Origin of the sequence: Arcicella gelida (genome assembly GCF_034931025.1) — a bacterium.
Classification (GTDB): domain Bacteria; phylum Bacteroidota; class Bacteroidia; order Cytophagales; family Spirosomataceae; genus Arcicella; species Arcicella gelida.
In genome coordinates, this window is sequence record NZ_JAYGIL010000002.1 from 326,272 (window position 1) to 352,320 (window position 26,049).

Annotated in this window: 22 protein-coding genes; 8 read left to right on the forward strand and 14 right to left on the reverse strand. The window is 33.3% G+C overall.

The annotated features are described in order from the left end of the window. Positions 1 to 15: 15 nt before the first annotated feature. The 11 genes from VB776_RS01320 to VB776_RS01370 all read right to left on the reverse strand — a co-directional run bounded on the left by VB776_RS01320 (position 16) and on the right by VB776_RS01370 (position 11,122). The gene (locus VB776_RS01320; RefSeq protein ID WP_323325258.1) at positions 16 to 795 is read right to left on the reverse strand and encodes a TatD family hydrolase; all 780 of its coding nucleotides are present in this window, start codon (positions 793 to 795) and stop codon (positions 16 to 18) included. 109 nt (positions 796 to 904) lie between these two features. After that, complete coding sequence (locus tag VB776_RS01325) at positions 905 to 1,915, reverse strand: glycosyltransferase (protein WP_323325260.1); 1,011 nt, start codon at positions 1,913 to 1,915, stop codon at positions 905 to 907. Positions 1,916 to 1,930: 15 nt separating this feature from the next. Further along, entirely contained in the window at positions 1,931 to 2,575 is a 645-nt protein-coding gene (locus VB776_RS01330; protein ID WP_323325262.1) for a polysaccharide deacetylase family protein, read from the reverse strand. 135 nt (positions 2,576 to 2,710) lie between these two features. Continuing rightward, positions 2,711 to 3,358 carry a hypothetical protein gene (locus tag VB776_RS01335; RefSeq protein WP_323325264.1) on the reverse strand — a complete coding sequence of 216 codons (648 nt, stop codon included), beginning with the start codon at positions 3,356 to 3,358 and terminating at the stop codon, positions 2,711 to 2,713. 24 nt (positions 3,359 to 3,382) lie between these two features. Then, complete coding sequence (locus VB776_RS01340) at positions 3,383 to 4,330, reverse strand: hypothetical protein (protein WP_323325266.1); 948 nt, start codon at positions 4,328 to 4,330, stop codon at positions 3,383 to 3,385. Positions 4,331 to 4,369: 39 nt separating this feature from the next. Further along, positions 4,370 to 5,266 (reverse strand): CsgG/HfaB family protein, encoded by an 897-nt coding sequence (locus VB776_RS01345; RefSeq protein ID WP_323325268.1) that lies wholly within the window; start codon positions 5,264 to 5,266, stop codon positions 4,370 to 4,372. Between the two features lie 17 nt (positions 5,267 to 5,283). Then, on the reverse strand, positions 5,284 to 6,213 hold the full coding sequence (locus VB776_RS01350; RefSeq protein ID WP_323325270.1) for a DUF6175 family protein: 930 nt from the start codon (positions 6,211 to 6,213) through the stop codon (positions 5,284 to 5,286). 49 nt (positions 6,214 to 6,262) lie between these two features. Further along, entirely contained in the window at positions 6,263 to 6,727 is a 465-nt protein-coding gene (locus tag VB776_RS01355) for a hypothetical protein (protein ID WP_323325272.1), read from the reverse strand. A 4-nt stretch (positions 6,728 to 6,731) separates the two neighbouring features. Then, positions 6,732 to 8,678: a tetratricopeptide repeat protein gene (locus VB776_RS01360; RefSeq protein WP_323325273.1), complete on the reverse strand. Its 1,947-nt coding sequence runs from the start codon at positions 8,676 to 8,678 to the stop codon at positions 6,732 to 6,734. A 278-nt stretch (positions 8,679 to 8,956) separates the two neighbouring features. Next, on the reverse strand, positions 8,957 to 10,069 hold the full coding sequence (locus VB776_RS01365) for a glycosyltransferase (protein ID WP_323325274.1): 1,113 nt from the start codon (positions 10,067 to 10,069) through the stop codon (positions 8,957 to 8,959). Between the two features lie 57 nt (positions 10,070 to 10,126). Next, the gene (locus VB776_RS01370; protein ID WP_323325276.1) at positions 10,127 to 11,122 is read right to left on the reverse strand and encodes a lysylphosphatidylglycerol synthase domain-containing protein; all 996 of its coding nucleotides are present in this window, start codon (positions 11,120 to 11,122) and stop codon (positions 10,127 to 10,129) included. Positions 11,123 to 11,162: 40 nt separating this feature from the next. On the opposite strand from VB776_RS01370, the gene ruvC reads away from it, so the two are divergent. Next, positions 11,163 to 11,726, forward strand: a complete 564-nt coding sequence (gene ruvC / locus VB776_RS01375) for a crossover junction endodeoxyribonuclease RuvC (RefSeq protein ID WP_323325278.1) — start codon at positions 11,163 to 11,165, stop codon at positions 11,724 to 11,726. Between the two features lie 85 nt (positions 11,727 to 11,811). Further along, a complete protein-coding gene (locus tag VB776_RS01380) occupies positions 11,812 to 13,050 on the forward strand; it encodes a hypothetical protein (protein WP_323325280.1) in 1,239 nt (412 codons plus the stop codon). A gap of 67 nt (positions 13,051 to 13,117) precedes the next feature. Here the strand turns inward: VB776_RS01380 and VB776_RS01385 are convergent, their stop codons facing one another. Both VB776_RS01385 and VB776_RS01390 read right to left on the reverse strand, forming a co-directional pair. Continuing rightward, positions 13,118 to 15,091: a thioredoxin domain-containing protein gene (locus tag VB776_RS01385; protein ID WP_323325282.1), complete on the reverse strand. Its 1,974-nt coding sequence runs from the start codon at positions 15,089 to 15,091 to the stop codon at positions 13,118 to 13,120. Then, positions 15,091 to 16,710 (reverse strand): T9SS type A sorting domain-containing protein, encoded by a 1,620-nt coding sequence (locus VB776_RS01390; protein ID WP_323325284.1) that lies wholly within the window; start codon positions 16,708 to 16,710, stop codon positions 15,091 to 15,093. The genes VB776_RS01385 and VB776_RS01390 overlap by 1 nt, the downstream gene beginning before the upstream one ends. A gap of 114 nt (positions 16,711 to 16,824) precedes the next feature. On the opposite strand from VB776_RS01390, the gene VB776_RS01395 reads away from it, so the two are divergent. The 6 genes from VB776_RS01395 (at position 16,825) to VB776_RS01420 (ending at position 25,258) form a co-directional block, all read left to right on the forward strand. Continuing rightward, a complete protein-coding gene (locus VB776_RS01395) occupies positions 16,825 to 17,265 on the forward strand; it encodes a hypothetical protein (protein WP_323325286.1) in 441 nt (146 codons plus the stop codon). 156 nt (positions 17,266 to 17,421) lie between these two features. Next, positions 17,422 to 18,996, forward strand: coding sequence for an NAD(P)/FAD-dependent oxidoreductase (locus VB776_RS01400; RefSeq protein ID WP_323325289.1), 1,575 nt, complete (start codon positions 17,422 to 17,424; stop codon positions 18,994 to 18,996). Positions 18,997 to 19,085: 89 nt separating this feature from the next. Beyond that, complete coding sequence (locus tag VB776_RS01405; RefSeq protein WP_323325291.1) at positions 19,086 to 19,721, forward strand: NUDIX hydrolase; 636 nt, start codon at positions 19,086 to 19,088, stop codon at positions 19,719 to 19,721. An 84-nt stretch (positions 19,722 to 19,805) separates the two neighbouring features. Beyond that, positions 19,806 to 21,533, forward strand: coding sequence for a hypothetical protein (locus VB776_RS01410; protein ID WP_323325293.1), 1,728 nt, complete (start codon positions 19,806 to 19,808; stop codon positions 21,531 to 21,533). Between the two features lie 192 nt (positions 21,534 to 21,725). After that, a complete protein-coding gene (locus VB776_RS01415; protein ID WP_323325294.1) occupies positions 21,726 to 24,392 on the forward strand; it encodes a DNA gyrase/topoisomerase IV subunit A in 2,667 nt (888 codons plus the stop codon). Between the two features lie 275 nt (positions 24,393 to 24,667). Continuing rightward, positions 24,668 to 25,258: a SanA/YdcF family protein gene (locus VB776_RS01420; RefSeq protein WP_323325295.1), complete on the forward strand. Its 591-nt coding sequence runs from the start codon at positions 24,668 to 24,670 to the stop codon at positions 25,256 to 25,258. Here the strand turns inward: VB776_RS01420 and VB776_RS01425 are convergent. After that, entirely contained in the window at positions 25,237 to 26,001 is a 765-nt protein-coding gene (locus VB776_RS01425; RefSeq protein WP_323325297.1) for an ABC transporter ATP-binding protein, read from the reverse strand. The two genes, VB776_RS01420 and VB776_RS01425, sit on opposite strands and share 22 nt — an antisense overlap. Positions 26,002 to 26,049 lie beyond the last annotated feature (48 nt).

Here is a 26,049-nt window from a genome sequence, read left to right on the forward strand (position 1 = left end):
ATTTATATACTTAATTTATTGACATAAGTTAAGCGCATTTTGAGTACTCTGTTCAATTACTTTTTCTACCGAACATTCCATTAAATCTGCGACTTTTTGAGCAATAATAGAAAGATAAGAGGGTTCATTTCTTTTCCCTCTATACGGAACTGGAGCTAAATAAGGCGCATCAGTTTCCAAGACAATTGAGGTTAAGTCAACATGAGGTAAAATTTTATCTAGTCCGCCATTCTTGAAAGTTACCACCCCACCAATTCCTAAAAGAAACCCTAATTCTATGGCTTTCTGGGCTTCCTCTAAAGTACCTGTAAAGCAATGAAAAATGCCTTTTAAATTAGAGTCTGCATTTTTTTCTATCAAATTTACTGTTTCCCAAAAAGCATTTCTTGAATGAATATCAATCCACAAATCATGTTTTTTTGCTAGTTGACATTGATATAAAAAGGCTTCTTCCTGCTGTTTTACAAAGGTTTTATCCCAATATAAGTCCATCCCAATTTCTCCGATGGCAATAAATTTATACTTGTTCAACCAATCTTCTACGATGGCTAATTCTTTTTCAAAATCTTCTTTTACATAGCAAGGATGCAAACCCATCATCGGAAAACATTGATTCGGATATTTTTCAGCCAAAGCCATCATTCCATCAATGGTTTCTGAGGCACAATTGGGCATCCAGATTTGCGAAACACCGGCCGAAAAGGCTTTTTCTAGCATTTCATCACGATCTTCCTGATAAGTTTCATCATAAATATGGGCGTGGGTTTCAATAATTTGTAAGGATGAATTATTCATTTGATATTTTAATTTAGCTTTAAGCGGTAGGCTTTAGGCTGTAAGCTTTTTTATTTTTAGAAATAAACCTGTACTAAAAAATTCCTCATTCGAAATTTTTATTCAAAACTCAACGATAGATTCTTCCCTTCCAATCCACCGCAACGGGTGAATAATAAAAGAGTATCATCGTTAATTGCCAGCAATTGGCATAAATTTCGTACAAAAGTAAATGTTTTATTAAGTGAAATCGCCTTAATTTTAAAATTGTTGGTAGTACTGTCATACTTTGGTTCAGCCATTTGATAAGCCATAAAGTACCAGCCAATTCCCAAGAGTAAGTAAAACCAACGACTGCCAAAATCGGTAATAAAAGTGCTTGTAGAAAAAGTAAAGTAACTATCCACCAAGGGCATTGTAAAGCACCAACCATCCATCGTTTTCTTTGATGCAAAAATTCTTTCAAATTCATCATCGGTAAAGTTTGGTTGAATACTTTACGATTAATGGTATTTTTGAAGCCAAATCCGTTTTTGACTACTTCATGGAAAAGTGCAAAATCTTCTGTGATAGAAAAAGGAATTTTTGCATAACCGCCTGTAGCTTCGTAAGCCTGCCGAGTAACGGCTGAATTATTTCCCAAACCCGTTAAAGGAATTTTTAAATCAGCCGCAATTTTCAATAAAGTAAGTGCATGAAGCCAGTCGATTGACTGAAAATGATGCCAAATATTTGTGCCTTTAATATCTGTAATGCCTACCTGATGACCTATGTTTTCATCAGCTTCAAAATTGGCAATCATTCCTTCAATCCAATCGGGATTTACAGTTACGTCAGCATCACAAATTAGAAAATACTTTCCAGTAGAATGTTCATAAAGATTCGCTAACACATTGGCTTTTCCACATTGATTATTGATTACTTTCTGAATATCAACGAGTTGAAAATAAGACTTATCTTTTATAAAATCTTCAACCAAAGCTTTTGTTTGGTCTTCCGATTGGTCATTTCCGATTAATACTTGTAGTTTTTCTTTGGGATAATGGACTTTATCAATAGAACGAAGACAATTTAAAATCGTATCTTCTTCGTTTCTGGCAGCAATCCAGATTGTAATATTAGGCTGTTCTGAAGTATTCATTCAATCCATTTAGGTTTACAATGCCTTAAAAGTAAAACCTTTTTCTGAGAAATGTGACAATACTCTTGGCAAAGCGTAAGACATATTCGTATTTGCCTTAATGCTGTCATGAAATAAAACAATAGAACCGTTTTCAGTATGTTGCATTGTTTTCTTTAATACTTTTTCGGGTGATAATTCTTGAGAGAAATCCCCAGAAAGTACATCCCACATAATGATTTCGTGGCTTGGCAAAATGGCTTTCGCCTGATTTTTTTTGATTCTTCCATAAGGCGGGCGAAACTTCTTTTTTGTAAACAAAGAATCGTTTTTTATTTGAAAACCATTCTCTAAAATAGCCTCGCACTCTTTGAAATTTTTCAAATAAAGCTCATCTTCCGTTTTCCAACCTTTCAAATGATTAAAAGTATGATTTCCAACTGCATGACCTTGTTGTATTATTTTTTGAAATACTTCAGGATGTTTTCTGACATTATCGCCGATACAAAAAAAAGTAGCTTTTGCCTGATATTTCGCCAATTCTTCCAAAACAAATTCCGTAATATCAGGAATTGGGCCATCGTCAAAAGTCAAGTAAATTACTTTTTCATCACGCTTGATATTCCAGATAAAATCTGGATACAAAGCCCGCATCAGGAAATTGGTTTTGTGGATGAACATGGGTTTGTTTCTTAGTTGTAAAGCAGATTATACGCAATTTAGGCATTTTATAATTTTATTGACACTATATAAAGTAAAATCCCTCCTAAAGCTTTATGAGCTATTAGGAGGGATTTTCAATAATAAATAGTAAAATTAATTCATAGAGTTATAATCGTTAATTATTTTAATCAAATCAATATTTTTAGTTACACCTTCTTTTACTTCAGCATTATTATATTCTTTATCCTGATATTTTTTAGAAACATTTGCATTATCACTTATCAAAGCTTGTAAATCATTTAATTTACTGGAAGTACCAATCATAATACCCTCATTAGTAGCTGTTTTACGCAAAAAATAAGTATAATAATAATAGTTACCTTGCTTAGTTTCTCCATTTTCTATGATAGAAGACGAGTAGTAGATATACATATATAAATTGATTTTCCCTTTTGACAAAGGTTGCATAAATTTCAGACTCTTTCCACCTTTTACATCATTGAAGTCAACCTTCTCAAATAATTTATCATTTATTTGAAACCCAATACATTCTTTAGGTACTGACCTCATAATTTTTGAGCCACCCTTTTCTATATAAACCACATCACCATAACCAATTTCACGAATTGAGGTGCGTATATAGGTATCAAAAATCACCTCTGTCTTGGAGGCATCTTTATTGATGATAAATCCAGGTATTTTAGTTTCAGACCAATTTACTTCCTTAAATGGTATTTGTGCATTACTGGTAAAAACAGATAAAATTAACAGACTGCATAAAATTGTACTAATCTTTTTCATAATGATTTTTAATTAAAATGTAATTTAACGAGTAACATTTTGGTAATAGTAATGTGGAAGATTCATTGAGTGGCTAATCAAAAATTGACTTATCAAATCCAACCGACGCTTTTCTATCTCAGCAGAATCCATAAAGATTTTATTTAATAAATCCCATTTACGTTTATTATCTGCTTCAACTTGCCCGCTTGCTTGCTGAATTAACTGTAATGCCTCTGCCTTGCATGACGAAGATGGGTCAATCATAGCGATGATATTTAGTCCTTCTTCAAATTGACGATTCGCAACCTTTGCCTTCGCATTCAAAAGCATTTGATTACAATTTTGATTTTGATATAACTTAAATGCCTCTACTGCTTTAGTGGTTGCTTGTTGATAACAGTCAACTTCAGAAGGAACGCTTAATAAACTAACCAAAGCCTCTTCGTATCTATTCATTTTCATCATTTGCTCAGCTTGAGTAATAATACTAGAACATCTTTGATTGTAATAAGTTATAGCTTTTTGCTTTGCTTTATCTAGAAACCCAACAACATTCGGTTCATCTAATTTGGCATTCGAAATCATATTATTCAAAGCTAAATCATAAGTTTTCCCACTCCCCTTCATTTTTTTAGTAATTGAAGAAAAGATTAACTTATTATCTAGCTGTTTTACATACAAGCTTAAGTCAGCTTCAATCACCGTGATATTTTGTACCTCAGCATTCACAGTCTGTTGATTATACAATTTAATGACAGGATATAACACTAAGTTATTTTGAATATTTAATGAAGCAATTCCATTCTGAGTTAGTACATCAATTAAATTATCATGTAATCGTTGGAGATGGGTATTAGTAAGCCCTCCGTCAACTTCCTCAGGCATAACTAAGGCAAAACTGATATTATTAGATTGTCCAAAACCTGTTAACAAAGAGCTTAAGAACAATATAATAAAATGAATACATGAATTACTAAAGTATCTTTTCATATTGATAAATGCACTTTTAAATTTTAAGCAAATTGAACATTATTTAACAAAAGCTTTCAGTACTATTCCTTTGTCTATCCTATCCTTTATCTCTAAGCCACCTTCCTTTACTTCACAAATAGAAAAATTTTCATCCTCGACTTTTATCACTTCTACTTTACCAATTTCTTTTTTTCTGATTAATTCATTACCGTCTACAACAACTTTTAAAAATTCAATGATTGATAATTCTTTTCTTGAGCTAAGCCCAATACCAGAACCCCCAGCTATTAATATTTTAACGGCACCTTTCTTTTTATGTGTTTCCTGAACTTCTACTACAGATACAATCGTGGGAAAAACTCTTTTTATCCAGTTTTTCAATCCACAACTTAGATTACTCATAGCATTCCGCAACGCTTCGTCTGTAGAATTACCATTTCCAGCTACATCACATGATGAATTCATTAATTGTTTAAAGAAACCTCCTTCAACGGATGCGTTAGAAGAACCACGCCCAAACGTTTCTGCTTGAAGCACTTCACTGGTTTCTACATCAATCAACTTAACAGACACCAATATAGATGCTGAATACTGATATTTTTTAAATTCAACTGAATACGAACTTGTTGTAGCCACGCTTACTAACTGTCCTGTTACAATGTATTTTGCACCTAATGTTTTACCTTGCTCTATTACTTTGCTATCAAGGAAATCTTCTGTTTTCTGAAGCTCCTGCTCAGCTTTAATAGCCTGAAGTTTCGTACGATCTACCACAGTAAACCTTCCGGCTTTCACAAATTCATTGGCTACAATTTCGTTGATTTGCTCAACATAGTTTCTCTCACGATAAGAAGGATATGTAAAATAGGTTATGCCGACAGTAATTTTTTCATTTTGAGCTAGCAATGAAAATGTTGACAAAAACAATATTGAAAAAAGTATAATTTTATTCATAAGATATGCTAGACTTATTATTTGAATGTTATAAAGATGGTATTTCCTTTTATCAGTCGTTCAACTTTAAGTTTTTTGTCTGGTTTTTCTGAAGGAAACAACGTGTTACAAAATCTAAAAATATCAAGAGAATACCTTGTTGTAGTAAGCATTTTACCACTTGCATCTAATCTAGGTACTCTGATAACATCAAACAGTACTTTTAAATCTGTTACCCCTTGAATGTGATAATTTTTTGTATGTTCTGCAACCCATAATTCTAACGCATCTGAAAGTGGTAGCTTTTCATTGGTTACTTCACTACTCATTTTTATGTCAGCAGAAGCAGCTAAATTAAACTCTAATGAAAGATATCGACCGTTTTCTATAATGTCAGTAAACTTTTGTTGCATCACATTCAGAAAATCTTCTATGACTGAGTCATTGGCTCTGGCAGCTAATTTCCCGATGTCTTGCGAGTAAAATTTACCTGAGAACCCTACTTTATTTGATAAAGTTGAAGAGGTTGAGGATTCATAAGAATTCAATACTAGTTTTACTTCATTCCCACTATTTGATTCGAGGAAGCTATATTCAACCTCCACACAAATATCAGTCCCAGACGATTGAATAATTTGAGTTTTCAAGTCACTTTGAGCTTCACTATTCAATACTTCATTCACTGCTAAATTTCTAACTTTCGACAAAAAGTCGATAGTAGAGTATCCTCTTTTATCAAAAGCCTCTTTAACTTTCGCCATTACTAACCTAGTATTCACATCATCTTCTACTAGCGTACGGATATTTTGTCCTTCTTTAAAAAATGGGAAAACCATAATAGTTGGTCTTACAATTACATTTTTTTCGGAATTAAGCGTTTCATTTGTTTTTACATCAGTCTTATTCTGAGCAAAACCAGCCATAGCAACAAAACTTAGGAATATTAGTAAGCTTATTTTTTTACACATAATCATCAGTGGAAAATTCTAGGGAGTTAAACTTGGATATTTTTTATAATTAATATCCAAATTTTCTAATTACTTGATTTTGTTCCATGTAGCGTCTCAGTGCTGTATGGTTAACCGTAATATTAAAATTAAGGACTCTGCCACCTCCAGTTACTCTTTGTTTTAGGTATTCAAGCCTATCTACTCGAGTAATGAATTGATTATACTCTTTATTATTAAAGAATATTTTTAAAGCGGGATGGTTTTGCATTTCTGCTTTATTTTCAACCATTGGTAAACGATAAGCCTCTGTAGAAGACGATGGGAGACCTACGAACAAAATGCTTTCAAACACTTTGGTTTTAGCATCTTGCTCTATTTCAAGAAGATTCTTGCCAATTCCAGCCACATGGACTCTTATTAATCCTGTGTTCTCCTCTGAAACAAAACTAACCTGATTGGCATTTGGTTGTCTAACGACACACGATGAGATAAAAACTGTGAACGCCGAAAAAATGCAGAACCATTTTAACATATTATTATTGAGTTTGTAATAGTTTTAAAACAAATGCAGGATAACTATTTTTATTAATGTCTTCTATCAACTTAGTATTTTGTGGTTCTCTAGTCAAGTTTGTTTCACTTTGAAAAAGAGGCGAATAAGCATTAAGTAATTGAGCGAAATCTCCTTTTACTTCTTCAGACAAATTAGATTGCTCTGTTACAGTTTTCAATCTTCTAAAACTTGATTTTGCTAAATCATAGGCTTGGTTGTTACAATTATTATCATTGAATAAACCATGAGTTCCATAATTCAATGTTTTTTGCATATCTGCAAGTAATGTTAAGATGATTTTCTTATCCTGATTTTTATTCAGTACTAAGTCTAAGCAATCATTTGTCAAATCTTTCAGCAAATTAATAGGGTCAACCATTAGGCTCTGTAACTTTGCAGGGTCAGAAGGTACCATGTAGCTTGTCATTATTTCTTTAACCGTTATTTCTCCATATACTGAAATTAAAGTTTTCATTTTCGTTGAAGATTGCTTATCAAGTTTACCTCCTACGTTATTATACTCTGTTTTGAATTTTTCTAATTGAGTTCCCATCTCCAAAGCAGCATTGGAAGAACAACCATTCACACTTAATGATTTGCTAATTAATTGGTAATTAGCGAATGATTCATTCATACTAATTATTAAATCAGCTAAAGGCTTATCAAAAACTACAGAACTTTTTTTACTGCCCATTTTACCTAATAATCCACCGACGGAATTGACAGTCTTATCTAAGTCTAGCATACCTGATCTGGCTACAGGTTGGTTAGCACTAGCAACTTCTCTAGCAGCTTGTTCTTGGATAGCTTTATCTTTTAAGGCACTTAATCTAGCTTGTTCTTCTTCCTGCTGAAAAGTAGTTAATGGAGGTGCAGTGGCATTGCTCACATCTCGAACATAATGACTACTCTTTATTTCTCCAGACAATACCCTTTTCATTCTCTCGCTACCAGCTTTAAGATCTTTAGCATCAGACTTATCATAATCGTTGGCAACAAGCCCATCACAACAGCGAATAGCATTGTCATAGTCTTCTAACCAATAGTAAATAATTGCCATGTTGTACCATGCTGCATATCTTAATTTACGCTCTGGTTTTTCGTCTTTTGCATATTTAACTAGTATGGTGTCGTAATAAGCAATGGCAGGTTTAACCTTTGATAAGCTCAAAGGTGTTTCGGTTGTCATTTCTGCTATCGCAGCTTTTACATTACTACACACCTTTTTAAACTGTTCATTTTCTGGATGTTTTGGAGAGTCTGTCGACCACAGAATATCGTTAACTGTTCGAGGAACATAACCTATTTCATAATTTAATCTTCCTTCAAAAGTAGAGAGCTTTTCAGATATAAAGCCGCCAAGTAGGCCTCTTTTTACAGATGAGCCATTCTCTTTCCAATAGTTTTCTAAGGCTGTAGAAGTACTGTAAGATCCTGACTCATAAGTTTTGTAACTAAGAATTCCTTCAGCCAATGAACCATCCTTCACTATTTTCCCATTTAAATCTGTAATGGTATATTTCATCGGAACCAGATACTTGAATGTTATTTTGTAGGAAACCGTAATTGTTTCCTTCCCATCCTTATCCTTTGATTTTTCTTCTTTCTTAACCACTTCGGGTTTACCCATATCGTATCCATCAATTTGTACTTTAATGGATATATGCCCCCCTGTAGTAACTCTTTTAAAACCACTAATTTTGAAATAAACTGCTTCCAAATCACTTTCACGATTTGTATATCCTGCATCATTTAAGTTGATACCATTGGCAATAAACTTTGTTGAAAATGTAGTAAATTCTACTGGAAGAGGGTTTGAAGGAAGTTGAAGATAAGATGCTTTGATAGCATATTTATCTAAATCAATTTTTTGTGCAGTTAGTAAGCTTGAACAAAATAATAAAAGCATTAGTGAATAAAATTTTCTCATGAGGGTAGCTTAAATTAAGTTAGCAAAATATTATGAACAAATATAGTTCGAAAACAAATCGAACAAAGTATAACTGCTAAATATTTTTTATAATTCCTGAATAACATTAACTTCATAGTAGAAGCGAGTACTCTTTGTAAGTACTGCATCCATTTGTTTATACATTGAGACAACTATTTTCAACAGATTTCTATGTATTAACAATGAAGGTAAGACAAACCATTCGGTCGAGTACCGTAATAACTAAAGTTGCCATATCTTCGCTTACTTAGTATTACCTACTCCAACCTCCTACCCTTCCAGCTGTAGCCTTTCCCTTGTGCCAATAAACCAAAAAATACTACATAAAATGGATAAATAATTTGAACAATTGGAATATAAATTACTTTGCTTTTATATCCTAAAAACTTGATTACTGAATACAAAAAGAAGAATTCTGCTGAGAATTTTAGCAATAAAATTCCTTTTCCGAAATAATCATCCAACATACAATATGCCATCAAAACACTTAGGTTTGCCAAGAAAATAAAAACTGCTAAAGCCGATACCTGCCAATTATCATAATGTTTCCATTTACTTGCCCAGCGTCGTCTTTGTTGGTAAAAGTGTGCTAAATCTACTTGCGATTCAGTTCTCACAATGGCATCAAAATCTGGATTAAAAAATACTTTTTCGGGATACTTCTTGGCGATTTTGTGCATTAAAAATTCGTCATCGCCCGAAGCTACGTTTTCGTTGCCTGAAAAACCATTTACTTCTTCGAATACTTCACGAGTGTAAGCCAAATTTGCTCCATTGCACATATTTGGTTTTTTCAAGTACATTGCACAAGCTCCTGAACCTATCAAACTGGCAAATTCTATGATTTGAATCGTATTCCACAAACTGCGTTTTTCTGTAAAAGTTACTGGAGAACTTATTAATTTGGCATGTTTTGATTTGTACAATTGCTGAATGGAACTAAGCCAATTCGCTGAAACAGAACAATCGCCATCGGTAGTTATCAATAATTCTCCAGAAGAAATTTCAATGCTTTTTTGAATTGCTCTTTTCTTGGGTGAAGTACTGGCATCATTCAATAAGTTTAAGATTTTGAGAGAGTACTTTGCCTGTTCTTGATATTCTAAAACAATATTTTCTGTATTGTCCGTTGAACCGTCATTGGCTATAATTACTTCAAAATTCTCAACAGGATAATTTTGTTGGTTTAGATCTTGAAGTAAGCGTAAAATATTTCTCTCTTCATTCCGAACAGGAATAATGACCGTCAGTTTTGTGTCTTTTTCACTTGAAAATACTTTATGTCTTTGCTTCATTTCTCTCCAAACTGCAATTAATAACAGATTGAAAATAAAGTAAAAACTGATGATTAGTAAGATGATAAAGAGCATATTCTTTTAATTTGATGATTTGAAAATTTGGAGATTTGGAGATTTGAAAATGAAAATTCAAATTGAAACCCTTGTTTTCAGCACTAAAATACTTCCAACTAATACTGGGAACAGAATATTAATCAGCCATAATACAAAAGTAGCGGTAATTACTGCTGCAGTATTTACTTGATAAAAACTAAAAAAATAAATCGCAGAAAACTCTCTGATGCCTAAATCTCCCAAAAAATTAATGGCTGGCACAATGGTTTTTACGAGAAAAATCAAACAAGAGATAGTCCATAAATCTAAGATATTTAACTTGATTTGAAAAATTAATAAGACTAATACAAACTGTAAAGAAATCGTCAAATAACGCATCAGACCCCATAAAAACACTCTTTTTACTTCTTGATTCGTAAAATGTTCTAAGATTTTTATTGTGTGAGCAAATCTCTTCAAAAAGGGAATTTTTAAGATAAAAAGATAAAAAAGATGTCTTTTTTGATAAGCAAAAAAGCCCAAAAACAAACTTATCGTCAAGACAATTACAATTACAGCATTGAAATTAAGACGCAACTGATGTTGAGTTACTAAAAAATAGACAAAAGATAAAGTGCCAAATAACAGTGAAACATAAAACTGAATGCCATTTCCTAATAGAATTGCCCCAATACTTTCGGCTCTTTTTTGATGTTGAAACTTCCACATTCTTCCTGCATAATCGCCCAAATTGGCAGGTGTAATAAATCCCAAAGATAAGCCCATTAAAACTCCTTTGAAGGCTTCTTGGAAAGAAATATCTTCAATTTTCAATGCTAATTGTTGCCATTTTTTGGCTTCAAAACCCCAATTAAAAAAGATTAAAAGTATCAATAAAATGCTTTTCCAAAGATTTTTCCAAACCAAAGCCTTCTGACATTCTGCAACCAAATCTCCAATATTTTGCTGTTTGTCTCTAAATGTTTTGTAAAGCATCCAAACGATGAGAACAAAAAGCAAAGTTTTGAACAACAAAAATAGTTTTTCAGATAAAATGCTTGTTTTAGGATTTGTTTCGTTGGTATTTTGCATGAAAAGATAAAGGCAGGGACGGAAATTTTTGTGCTAAGAAATGGTAAATAATACAGAGAAAATAATTTTAGGCGTTGACCCAGGTACTCGTTTTATGGGTTATGGTGTGATATTGGTTCAACGTAACGAAATGAAAGTTTTACAATATGGCGTTATCAACGTTAGCAAATATAGCACGCAGGAAATTAAGTTAAAGAAAATTTATGAACGAATCATTTCAGTCATTGAAGAATTCATGCCCGATGAGATGGCAATTGAAGCTCCATTTTTTGGAAAAAACGTTCAGTCGATGCTGAAATTGGGTAGAGCCCAAGGCGTTGTGATGGCAGCGGCTTTATCTCGTGAAATCCCGATTGTGGAGTATTCGCCCAAAACAGTAAAACAATCGGTTACGGGCAATGGAAATGCTTCAAAAGAACAAGTCGCTCACATGCTCGACCAACTTTTAAAAATGAAATTAGACTCAAAAATGTTTGATGCTACCGATGCTTTGGGCATTGCCGTTTGTCATCATTTTCATGGCACAAGTATCATGGCGACCAACAAGGGAACAAAAAAAGGTTGGGGAGCTTTTGTAAATGAAAATCCCGATAGAATTAAATAAGTGAGGAATGGCGAGTTTGGAATGAGGAGTTTTATACTTAATCTAATTTTCTGTAATTTAGCTAATCATCTAAACAAATCATTTTATGAAAAAATCTATACTTCTCAAAAAAATTTTTCCTCTACTTTCATTCTTTTTAAGTCATTTTTCATTGGCTCAAATCTCTAATAAAGAAGGTATTAGCACTATTAGCATTCATCCTTCGGCTACTTTATTTACTTTTGGTTTACCACAAAATACTTCAATTACAAATGGTTTTCAGCAAAGTGCATTTTCATATAATCTTTTTCCATTTACAGCTTTGCCGATTAATACAAGTGTCAATAGAGATGGAAAAACCGAATTATACGGTTTGATTGGTTCTTTTGATTTAGGAATAACATACTCAAAACTCCTAAGAAACAATCGTATTTTCAAAACAGAAATCGGAGCATATTATACTTCATCTCCCAATAGTTACGCTATTAAAGACCAATATCATTATTTTATAAATGGCAAAGAATCAAGTATTTGGCAAAACACATTAGAATATTCTGGCTTTTCAGGAAGTGTTACTTATACTTCAAAATCAAGAGGAAGAAGAGGTTTAGGAGAAGTAAGAAATTATTTAGAAGTTGGTGCTAGAACGATGAATTTTTTGAGTCAATCTGCTAAAGAAAGCGAAGATTGGATTGCCAATGGACAAGGATTTAGGATTGAAAGTAAAGTTGTGAATAGAACAAACAACATGATTTTCTTTGAAATTGGAAAAACCTATTGGCGACCAACTAACGATATGCGTTCATTGAATATGGGAATCAGGGTTGGTATCCCATTATCACATTTTGTCGATAATACTTATTCTGGTATTATTAATAATCAAGTGGTGGCTTCTACTTCTGCCTTAGAAAACGGAGCTTACATTGGCTTTCAAATTTCTTATAATTTACCCATCAAAACCATCACAAAATCTTATCTTGAACGAAAAGCAGAGAAAATTTACTGCGAAATGGAGCGAAAAGTAAAAATTAAGCACCATTTTAAAGTAAATAAAGATGAATTAAATATTGAACTTTTCGACCATGAAAATGAAGATGGTGACATTGTTTCGGTTTGTTTTAACGGACAATATATTCTTGAAAAACATTTATTGACTCGAAAACCTAAATTATTGAATTTAAAATTGAGAGCCAATCAAAAAAATATCCTCACAGTTTTTGCCAACAATACAGGCAAAGAAGGTGCAAATACAACTGCCATTCGTTTCAGCATAAATGGTAAAAAAGAAGAGATTATTTTGTATGCCGATAAAAAGGAATCAGAGGGAATTTCTTTTGAATTGTGAATGATGAGTGCTGAGTTTTGAATGAAAATTTCAAATTTGCAACTCAGCACTCAAAATCCAAAACTCATCATTTCTTTATCTGTTCCCAAGCCTCTTCTACTGTTTTTACTGGCAATTGGCAAGTTTTGTCGTAACAAACAAAAACTAAGGTTTCGCCTTCTTTGGCACTTCTATTTTCTAACAATGGTAATTCACTTTTCGAAGCTGTTCCAGAAAGTACTTTATTCGGGAAAAATTGCTGATCGAATTGTTTTCTGTAATCCAAAAAGTCTTTTCCGATAATGGCGATTTCTGGAGTTTTTGAAAGCATTTGTGTTGCCAAACAAGCCCAGTTAGTTAGATAATCTACATTTTTCAATAATAGATTTTTCATTTTTGAAAGCATCAATTTAGATAAATTCAAAAAATCCTCTCTTTCCAAAATCAAGCCTAAAGTATAAAGGTTTCTCGCCATAATAGAATTTGAACTCGGAATCACATTATCAAAAATCTCTTTCTTTCTGGCAATCAATTCCTCCGCATTTTTATCAGTAAAATAAAAAAGTTCATCTTCTTCATCCCAGAAATTTTGGAAAGCATAAAGTGTCAGTTTTTCAGCATCATTCAACCAAATTTCATCAAAAGTAGCTTGGTATAAATTTACATAAGCATCAATCAAAGCCGCATAATCTTCTAAAAATCCTTGAATTTTCGTTTCTCCATTTTTGTAACTGTGCATCAATTGCTCACCAAGCATAAATTTATTTTTGATAAAATGTGCATTATCAATGGCTAAAGCCAAGAAACTTTCATCGTCGAATACTCTGTAAGCATCTACCAAACCTTTTAGCATCAAAGCATTCCATGAACAAAGTATTTTATCATCCAATCCAGGACGAATACGTGTATTCCTAATCGTATTCAATTTGGCAATCTGTTCTTTAAAATGTTCATTCAAAGTTGGCTCATACTTCCACAAAATATTTACGCCATGTTCCCAGTTACCTTCTTCTGTTACTTGGTAATTTGTACAAAATGCTTCGGCTTCATCTCCTAAAATGGCTTCAATTTCATCTTTCGTCCAGACATAATATTTACCTTCAACTCCTTCTGAATCAGCATCCAAAGCCGAATAAAAACCGCCTTCTTCGCTGGTCATTTCTCGCTTTAGCCAAGCTACGGTTTCATACACTACTTCTTTATAAAGTACTTCGCCTGTCAAAGAATAGGCTTCGGAATATAGACTTACCAATTGACCGTTATCGTACATCATTTTTTCAAAATGTGGACAAAACCATTCTCCATCCACAGAATAACGAGCAAAACCTCCACTCAATTGGTCATAAATCCCACCAATTGCCATACGATTTAGCGTCAATTTTACATGGTTCAGCACTTTTTCATCTTTTGTTTCATGAACATATCGCAACAAAAAAGCCCAAATAGAAGGCATCGGGAATTTTGGACTTCTTTCAAAACCACCCCAAACGTCATCAAAAGTATTAGCTAATTTATAAGCCATTACTTGCAAATCTTCTTTGGTAAAAATCTGACTTTCAGGCTCTAATCCATACTTTACAGAATCCTTAAAAAGCATGTTTTGCGTAAAACCATCTGCTGATTTTTGCAATTCTTCCTGACTATTCTTAAAACCAGTATCAACAGCTTGGAGTAATTTCAACCAATTGACTTTCGGAAAATATGTTCCGCCATAAAAAGGTTTTCCATCGGGCATTAAAAAAACATTCAAAGGCCAGCCACCATGAACGCCCATCGCCTGAACGGCATCCATATAAACAGCATCTACGTCTGGACGCTCCTCTCTATCTACTTTTATATTGACAAAATAGCGGTTCATCACTTCGGCTACTTCTTCTTTTTCAAAACATTCGTGTTCCATTACATGACACCAATGACAAGCCGAATAGCCAATACTTACCAAAATAGGTTTGTTTTCAGCTTTGGCTTTGTCTAATGCTTCTTTTCCCCACGGAAACCAATCCACAGGATTTTGTGCGTGCTGTAATAAATATGGCGATGTTTCTTTGGCTAGTCTGTTCATTAATTGATAATAATTTTTTTAGTAACACTTTTCTCCCCCTCCACATATTTCAAAATATAATTGCCAGAAGGCAAATTCAACTCAAATTCCTTTTTAGCAGAAAGATAACTTGACGAAGTATTATAATTTTCTGAATAAACTTCCCTCCCCAAGAAATCATAAATCTTAAAGTTTCCCCTTAAAAAACCTTCTCCAAAATATTCAAAAGTGAATTTACCAGATGTTGGATTTGGGTAAAGTACGTAGCTGTTTTGCAAATCAGGCAAAGTAAACTTACATAAAAAAGTTTCTTTCCCTTTCAAAGTAATTTTCTGAGACCAGTCTCCATAATGAACAGTTAGTTCTGTACTTTCTCCATCTTGAGCAAACTCATTGATGGCTGCAATGAGAATTTCATTATTTTTCACTACGCCTCTCCAAATAGGATCTTGATCTCTAAAATGGTCATAAGCAGTTTTAGGAATCACTAAGCGATAATTTCCAGTAAAAAAATCTTTGAACTCAGAAAGCCTGTATAAACCATAAATGTAAGATTCGTAAATGGAGTAGTTTAGATTATCAGGCGTATATGGGCCTTCCCAAAGCCAAAGTCCTTTTGCACCTGAAAAAAATGGAAATATTCCTTGAGCCTCAGCTAAGTATTTTTTGATATTCACATTGAAACCATACGTAGAACTTGGCTGACATTTATTGTAAGTAAGCCATTGAAACAACATTACATCTTTGTTACTTCTAGCCACATTTGCTTCAACTTGAAACAATTGATAAGCAATATTTGGATAGGGCAAAGAACCATACTCGTAACAAAAATAGGCTGATGGAGCTAAAAAAGTATTTTGTTGATAGAATTTCCCGCCTGTTAAGTTCGTAATTGTATCTTTCATGTAATAATTCAAGACTCTATCACTGGTCAGCCATTCTTGCCAAGTATAATTTAGGGGAAATTCAGTATTTTTTATCGGAGCGTCTGAATAAGATGCAAATTGTGTACTTGTAGGGATACTCTTCTGTTGCAAATAAGTAATCGGTTCTGCATACAATTTTGATAAATCTCTTTTGTAACGTTCTGTAAAATCAATGTCCGACAAAGAACGATACTGAGAAGGAATAGAAGTATCAGTTTTTAAAGCACGAATTCCCGCATCTGTCGGAATTTCTCTTTCAATATCCAACATCAAAATATCTAAATTAGGCATTGCATTTCCTTGGGTATCGCTAAACAAACCAGCCATGCCACGCATATCATCATCCCACTTTGCTTTGTATTTGGTTAAATCATTTGCCCAAGGGCTTTCAATTTCATACCAGGGTTGACCTGCCAAACTGGCTACTCCTCCCCACAAAATTGCTCTGTTTTCTTTAGGCAGACTTGCATCTGCTTCGGTAAAAGTAGCCAAATGGGTGAAACCATGTTTCAAGGGAAGACGGTTGGCATCATTAAAACGAGGGCCTGTATAGACTATCTTGAAGGGCAATGAAAATTCAGGAAATTGTCCCCAATTAATTACTCCATTTTGAGTTGATGGAGTGTATTGAAAAACAGGTTGGCAGTCAGACTGCGCAAAAGCCAACTGAGTATAAATCAATAAAATAATTATAATAATAGAAGCTTTTTTCACGTTTCGTGATTGTATTTTAATAGTGTTTGAAGGATAACTTCTGGCAATTTCGGAAGAAAACCTTTAACTTTGTTAAAGAAAATTCGATTCTTGAGTTTTTAAACTAGCAACAACATGAAACTAAATCATTTCCTCTTATTATGTCTTTTTGCAATTATCACTTTTGCCTGTTCTGACGATAATGTAAATCCAGTTGAAACTAAAGTGACTGTTATCCAATCTTCTGAATGGCAAATTGACCGTTTCACAACTACTTCTGGTGACGTGGTTGACCCAACATTATTTGGAGGTAATTCAAAATTAATTGGTGAACTTACTTATGTTTTCGATAAAACATTCACTGTGCGTTCTTACGACAAAGTTTCTAAACAAGCACAAGCTTATGGTGCATGGAAATTTGTTGAAAATGACACTAAATTAGACATCAACATTCAAGGTTTTACAGGCATTTTTGATGTGGTTTCACTGACAAAGCAAAAAATGATTTTAAGAAATAATATCGTTTACGCTGGAGTTTCAGTGCCGATTCACATGGAATTTGTCCCTTTTAAATAAGTAAACCTTTATTAATCCCGTAAGTTTTTTTACTTCTTTTTTGGTAGAAAAATTTACGGGTTTTTTATTGGCTTTTGTTGAACAATCAACAATTGTCCCATAAAAACCTTTTTCCTAAGAAATTATTATTCATTTAAGGATAAAAACCTTACAATCATGAGAAAACATATATCATTAGTTTTAGAGCCAGAAATTGCGTTCGACCAAGAAAACTTCAAAAATCATTTAAGTAAATTACTTCAATTTCCTGCTGATGCAGATGCTATTGTTCGTCCATTAAAGAGGTCAATTGATGCTCGTGGACGACAAGTAAAAGTAAATATCGAAGCAGAAGTATTTTTGGATGAAACGCCTACGCCAAGAATCGAATTTCAAAAAAACTATCAAAATGTTTCAAAAGCAAAGCAAGCAATTATTGTTGGTGCTGGACCAGCGGGATTATTTGCTGCCTTGAGAATGATAGAATTAGGCGTAAAACCAATTCTTTTAGAAAGAGGAAAAGACGTTAGAGCAAGAAGAAGGGATTTAGCTGCCATCAATAAAGAACATATCGTCAATCCTGAATCGAACTATTGTTTTGGGGAAGGTGGAGCTGGAACATATTCCGATGGAAAACTATATACCAGAAGTAAAAAAAGAGGTGATATTAGAAGAGTGCTAGAAATCTTTGTAGCCCACGGTGCAACAGAAGAGATTTTGATTGATGCACATCCACACATTGGTACAAACAAATTACCACAATTAGTTGCCGAACTCAGAGAAAGTATTCTAAATGCTGGCGGAGAAGTACATTTTGATACCAAAGTTGTTGATTTTATCATGCAACAAAAGGAAATCAAAGGAGTTATTTTGGAAGATGGAAGAGAGATTTCTGGTATTGGAGTTATTTTAGCTACTGGACATTCGGCAAGAGATATTTTTGAATTATGTCAAAAGAGAGACGTATTAATTGAATCAAAACCTTATGCCATGGGCGTTAGGATTGAACATCAACAATCTTTAATCGACTCTTTACAATATAACAGCAAAGAACGTGGAAAGTATTTGCCCGCAGCTTCTTACAGTTTAGTTGCACAAACTTTTCATAAAGGAATACAAAGAGGCGTATTTTCATTTTGCATGTGTCCGGGTGGTTTTATTGTTCCATCAGCTACAGCTCCTGGCGAATTAGTAGTAAATGGCATGTCTCCTTCTCGTCGTGATTCCCGTTTTGCCAATTCAGGAATGGTAGTTGCCATCAATGAAATAGACGTTTTACCTTACAAACAATTTGGTGCTTTAGCAGGTTTGCAATTACAAAAAGAATTGGAACAAAAAGCCTGTAAAATGGCTGGTGGTGGACAAACTGCACCCGCACAATTGGTAGATGATTTTATCAAACAACGTACTTCAAAAAACTTGATTGATACTTCATATCAGCCTGGGCTTGTTTCGATGGATATGTTAGAAGTACTTCCTGATTTTATTGGAAAACCATTGCAAGATGGTTTACAACAATTTGGTAAAAAGATGCGAAATTACGCTTCAAACCAAGCACAAATTATTGGTATTGAAAGTAGAACGTCCTCTCCTGTTCGTATTCCGAGAGATAAAGAAAATTTAGAACACCTTGAAGTAAAAAGATTATTCCCTTGTGGTGAAGGTGCTGGATATGCTGGCGGAATCATGTCAGCAGCAATGGATGGTGAACGTTGTGCAGAAAAATTGGTGGAAAAATATGCTAAAAGTTAATTTGTATGATAAATTAATGTTAATTTACTGATTGAATGATTATCATAAAAACTTATCAGCCCATTCTTAATCAAACAATACAACAACTTATGATAGGTTTTGTACCATTTACTGAAAATATAAAAAAACGGCTTCAAGAACCTTTACCCGGAAGAATTGCTCATGAAAAAATGGCATCCGACGCAAGGCTTAAATTGAAAATGCCTTCACCTAGCGAACGCACCAGAGAAAGTGCTGTGTTGATTTTATTTTATCCAGAAAACGACAAAATTTATATTCCTCTGATTCTTCGCCCTCAGTATGATGGTGTTCATGGCGGACAAATGGCTTTCCCCGGTGGAAGAGCTGAAAAAGAAGATGAAAACCTCATCAGAACAGCCATGCGTGAAGCCCAAGAAGAAATTGGTGTACGTTTAACAGACGTTAAAATTCTTGGGAAACTTACTAAACTTTTTATTCCAGCTTCCAATTTTTATGTACAACCTGTGATTGGATTTATGAATCATAAACCAGATTTCTATCCAGATGCTCGTGAAGTTGATAAAGTAGTTGAAGTAGCTTTAGACGAAATTTTAAATCCAGATATTATTGGTAGAAAAGTATTGAATGTACGTGGCGTAGAAGTTGATGCCCCTTTTTACCAAATTCAAGAACATGTAGTTTGGGGTGCAACTGCCATGATGATTGCTGAACTTGTAGCAGTATTGGAGTCGAGTAATAATTAATTTTTACTTAAAAATACCTCTTTATCAATCAATCTACACTAATTTAGTAGGCGTATAAGCAGCCAAACAAATTAAAGAATTATAATGAACCTTATTAAAAAAAACTCATTTTCGACTGTCGCATCATATTTTGCCATAATATTGGTTATCTGTTTTTTTTATTTTATTTGTTATTCTTATTCATTTAACTTCTTTTTTCAGGACGACTATCACCTGCTAAGTTTTGTAAATACCACTCATAATCCACAGTTAAGTTTTGGAGATAAATTAAAAGCACTTTGGAGCTTACACAACGAACATCGCATTGTTTTTCCAAGACTTTTCGTTTTTATGGGCGATTATTTTCAAGGACATATCAACTGGAAAATATTAAATACTGTTGCTACTTTATATTACTTGGGTATTTTCATTATTTTCGGTAAATTTTTGCGGCAAATGAAATTGGCAATTTGGTATTTAGTGCCAGTTGCTTTTTATATCTTCCAACCAGCTTGTACCGAAAATTACCTTTGGACGATTTCTACTTTACAACAAGTAGGCAATATTTTTTGGGCAATGTTACTTTTTTATAGTATCGCTTTTTTTCAAAGAAAATACTTCTGGGTTTCTATTCTACTCGTCATTATTCTTACGTTTACACATGGCAATGGCTTATTCAGTTTTCCAGTAGTTGCCTTAATCTTGATTTTTCAAAAAAGATTCAAAGCATTAGCAATCTGGTTATCGTTGATGATTTTTATTGTTGTCATTTACTTCTGGGGTTATCAAAATGGGCAAAATTCAAATTTAGCAGGCAGTTTGAGTAACCCTGTTAGGTTAATTTTATGCTTTGGTGCATTTTGGGGAAGTTTTATTTCTGTGGCTTCACATAGTTTAAGTACTTTTTACTTGGCAATAGCAATGGGCTTTTTTGTTTTTATCATATTATCTTTTTTCAATGTAAAAACAATTTATAGCAATACCATTTACTTATTTAAAAAAGATGATAAAACCTTAGCAAACAATTATTTAAACAATAAAAATTTATTTTTACTGGCATACTTCCTGTTCTTTAGCATTACTGCACTTTTGGTGGCATTAAGTAGGTCTTGGTCTGGAATAGAATCAAGCTTTGCTAACAGATATTTACATAATTCTTACATTATTTTTATGTTATTTTACTGTGGTCTGTTATGTTACTTGCCAAAATTCAGAGTACTTATTGGAAGTACTTTTTTAGTGACTGGACTTTTATTTAACCTCTTTGCTTGGTACCAAAATTTTGATAAAATTATTTTTCAAAAGCATTTGAATCAAAGTGAAGCATATAATTATCAGCATAATAAAACCACGGTTGAAAACGTATCATCCTTCAATCGAAACATTAGTGTAGTTCTGGCTCAATCTTTTCAAAATGGGGTAAGTATTTTTCCAGAAAATTATTTAAATCAACCCATTTCGGTCATCAATACTGACAATTCTGATGTTGAAAATAAATACAAGGTTGAAATCTCAAAAGACTCTTCTATCTTATTGGATGCCAAAAAAGCATTTTATTTACCCAAAGTACTCTTAAAAAATACCCAATTAGCATATCAAGGACAGGCTTTCATTCTCTTCAAATCTCCAAGAAACACTTATATTTATCCTGTTTATCATCAAAAATCTGGACGAAGAAAATTCCTACAATTAGAGCCTTATTTTACTGCTGGCTTTTATATTTCAGTACTTTTGGATTCGTTTGAAAAAAATACTTATCAAATTGGCATCGTCCAAAAAATAAATAATCATATTGTCTGCCATTTCACGAAACAAACGATTGTAATTCAATAATTTACAGCAATTAACAATCATTTTATCTTTGGTTTCTCAATTAAAATCCGATAAAATTTTGCCCTTATGCAAATGTTTTCTTGATGATAAATCATGAATGATACTAGATAGAGATGCTTTTTCTTGGCATTTTTTGTGTAAATTAGGGTTTTGAAATACCACAAAAAACGTAGAGAAGTAAAATAAGTGTCAATGGAAAACGAAAGTCTGCCTGAAAATTTAGAAGAAAACACAAACGATAATCCCCAAGAAGATGCCTTACACCAACAAGTTGCTGTGGCAGGATTGTATGAAAACTGGTTTTTGGAATATGCTTCTTATGTAATTTTAGAAAGAGCTGTACCTGCAATTGAGGACGGATTAAAACCTGTTCAACGTCGCATTTTACATGCACTAAAAGAAATGGACGACGGCCGTTTCAATAAAGTTGCCAATGTAATCGGACAAACCATGCAATATCACCCTCATGGTGATGCTTCTATCAATGAAGCAATGGTCAATTTAGGTCAGAAAGATTTAGTTTTTGATTGTCAAGGAAACTGGGGAGATTATCGCACAGGCGATGGTGCTGCGGCAGCTCGTTATATTGAGGTAAGACTTTCCAAATTTGCTCTTGATGTAATTTTCAATCCACAAACTACCGACTGGCAACTTTCCTATGATGGTCGTAAACGTGAACCTGTTGCCCTTCCAGTAAAATTCCCTTTATTATTAGCACATGGTGTAGAAGGTATCGCTGTTGGTCTTTCAACTAAAATTATGCCTCATAATTTTGTTGAATTAATTGAAGCTTCAATTGCAGTACTTAAAAATAAGCCTTTCGAATTATATCCAGATTTTTTAACGGGCGGCTCTATTGACGTTTCTAATTATCAAGATGGGCATCGTGGTGGAAAAATTAGAGTAAGAGCTAAAATCGAAGAATTTGATAAGAAAACACTTGTTATCAAAGACATTCCTTTTTCAACAACGACAACGAATTTGATTGAATCCATCATCAAAGCTAATGATGCTGGAAAAATCAAAATCAAAAAAGTAATTGATAATACTGCAAAGGATGTAGAAATACAAGTACAATTGGCTCCTGGCGTTTCACCAGATGTTACCATTGATGCTTTGTATGCTTTTACAGATTGTGAAATTTCAATTTCGCCAAATGCTTGTGTCATTATTGCTGATAAACCTCATTTTGTCGGGGTTTCTGAAGTCCTAAAAGTTTGTACACAGCAAACAGTAAAGCTTTTAGAAAGAGAATTAGAGATTCGAAGAGATGAATTGATGGAGAAATTATTATTCAGTTCTCTTGAAAAAATCTTTATCGAAAATCGTATTTATCGTGATATTGAAGAATGCGAAACTTTTGAAGAAGTAATTGCGACGGTTGATAAAGGTTTAGAACCTTACAAACCTGATTTTTATAGAGAAATTGTTGAGGAAGATATTTTAAGATTATTAGAAATTAGAATCAAACGTATCTCAAAATATGATGGTTTCAAGGCAGAAGAAGCCATGAAACGTTTACAAGAGGAACTAGCAGAAGTATTGGATAACCTTGCAAACATCATTCGTTATGCTATTGATTACTTCAAAAATATTCTAAAGAAACACGGTAAAGGTCGTGAGCGTAAAACTGAAATTAAAAACTTCAATACAATTTCTGCGGCTGTTGTGGCTGCTGCAAACCAGAAACTTTATGTTGACCGTGTTGGTGGTTTTATTGGTTATGGCTTGAAGAAAGAAGAGTATGTAATGGATTGTTCGGATATTGATGATATCATCGTTTTCAGACAAGATGGACGTTGCGTTGTTACGAAAGTTCAAGAAAAAGTATTTGTTGGAAAAGACATTATTTATGTTTCTGTTTTCAAAAAGAACGATGATCGAAAAGTATATAATTTGGCATATTTTGATGGAAAATCAGGTATTTCTTATGTAAAACGCTTTAAAGTAACAGCCGTAACTCGTGACCGTGAGTATGATTTAACAGCGGGCAATCCGAAATCTAAAGTACTGTACTTTACAGCCAATGAAAACGGTGAAGCTGAAACAATTCAAATCAATCTTACTGCTTCGTGTACGGCAAGAGTAAAACAATTTGAATACGATTTCAAAGAATTACTCATCAAAGGGCGTGATTCAATGGGAAATTTATTGACTAAATATCCTATCCGAAAAATCACTTTGAAATCAGCAGGCGTTTCTACTTTAGGGGGTGTTGATATTTATTATGATGAAAATGTTGGTCGTCTCAATCGTGATGAACATGGAAAGTATCTTGGAAATTTTGATGCAAAAGATAATATTTTAGTGATATATAAAGATGGTCAGTATGAGTTGACAAACTTTGAATTGACTAATCGTTATGAAGCCAAAGACATTGTTTCACTCAGTAAATTTATACCTGATGGAATTATTACAGCACTTTATTTCGATGGTGCTTCAAAACTCTATTATGTAAAACGTTTCAGGATAGAGACCACCACGATTGACAAAAAATTCTTGTTTATTTCGGACGAAAAAGGTTCAAAACTGGTTTTAGCAAGTATTGATGTGTATCCACGCATCGAAATGACTTATAAAAAAGACAATCAATCTGGTCTAATTAAAGAAGAAGTTAATCTTGATGAAATAGCTGAAGTAAGAGGTTGGAAAGCAATGGGAAGTAAATTATCTACTTTCAAAGTACAACAAATTACTCCTTTAGCATCAAAAATTGTAGAAACTCCAGTCATTGAACAAGAAGAATTTTCAAAAGAGAAAGAAGAAGGTACTCAAACAACCAAGCTTATTCCTCCAGAAGAAATTGAATTCCCAGAATCTGGTGAAGCTACAACAGGTGAACAATTAGGACTATTCTAATGGTTATCCAAAATACAAGAAGAGTACATTTCAAGGAAAAACACAAAAATTACTAATTATAAATACATAAAAAGATAACAAAAGATATTTTATAAGTGTTTGGTAGATTTTAACCAAGCACTTATTTTTAAATATGGCAATTACTTAATATATTTATAATCAGCAACTTCCACAATAAATGATTATTAGCACTGAAAAATACCTATGAAATATCTCTCAAAGAACCGCTAGATTTCACTACATCAGTAAAATGGTTCTTCAAAGGAATCATCGCATTGATTTTCTTTGCGTTGATTGGTATTTTAATGTGTAATATCTGGATTGTCTATTCTACTGATGACCGCAATTATTACCGTCTCGATAAATTACCTTCAAACGATGTAGGTCTAGTTTTGGGTACAAGTAAAGCTGTGCAAGGCGGAAAAACGAATTTATTTTACAAATACAGAATGGAAGCAGCTGCTCGCTTGTACAAAGAAGGCAAAGTAAAGTTTTTAATCCTAAGTGGCAATCACGACTCTGTTTTTTACAATGAACCCAACGACATGAAAAAATCTTTGATGCGTTTGGGCGTTCCTGAAAATGTACTAATTCTTGATTATGCGGGCTATCGCACTTATGATTCTATTATTCGTTGTAAAGAAGTATTTAATCAACGAAAATTCACTATCATTTCCCAACCTACACACAACGCTAGAGCCTTATTTCTTGCCAATAATTTAGGACTTGATGCTGTAGCATTTGCAGCACAAGATGTGCAATCAGGATACAAAACTTATTTTAGAGAATACCTTGCCCGTCCAAAAGCAATTCTTGATGTGTATGTCTTTGACAGAGCCAAATATCAAGAAGCAGAAGAAGAATAATATCTTTCTTCAAACATTTTGATAGGCTCAATGGCACTTTTTACAAAATGTTTAATGTACTCATCGTCTTTTTCTTGAAAAATCTTTTCTGGAGTATCAATCTTTAATATTTTTCCTTGACGCATAATCGCAATTTTATCTGCTACCAAAAAGGCATCTAGTAAATCATGCGTTACCAATACGCAAGCGATACTTTCTTTTTTGATAATTTCCACAATTTGTGAACGTAAATGGCTTCTATTGATAGAATCTAAATTACTAAAAGGCTCGTCTAACAATAAAGCTTGTGGTTCCTCGGCGATGGCACGAGCAATAGCAGTTCTTTGCTTTTCTCCGCCTGATACTTCTCTTGGTTTTTTATCTTTTATCGCAGTAATTCCACAAAGTTCTAACAATTCACTTACTCTTTTTTTTCGATATTCTTGCGTGTATTCAGTAAGAGCAAGGTCAATATTTTCCCAAATTTTATGTTCAGGTTTTAGTCGATAATCTTGCGGAACGAGTTTGATATTGGGAAAATCTCTAATCAATCGGTTAAAAAACAAATCAATAGTTTCTTCATTCAGCCAAAGTTTACCCGCATCAGGCATGATATTACCTGAAATAATATTTAAAAAAGTAGTTTTTCCAGAACCACTCTCTCCTACTATTGCCAATATTTCACCTGCCAATACTTCTATGGAAAGGTCATCAACAACTATTTTATTTTCGTACTTTTTAGTGATATTTTCTAATTTAAGCATCTATGACTTTAAATAAATTCGGCTTAAGATTGATACAATCCTAAGCCG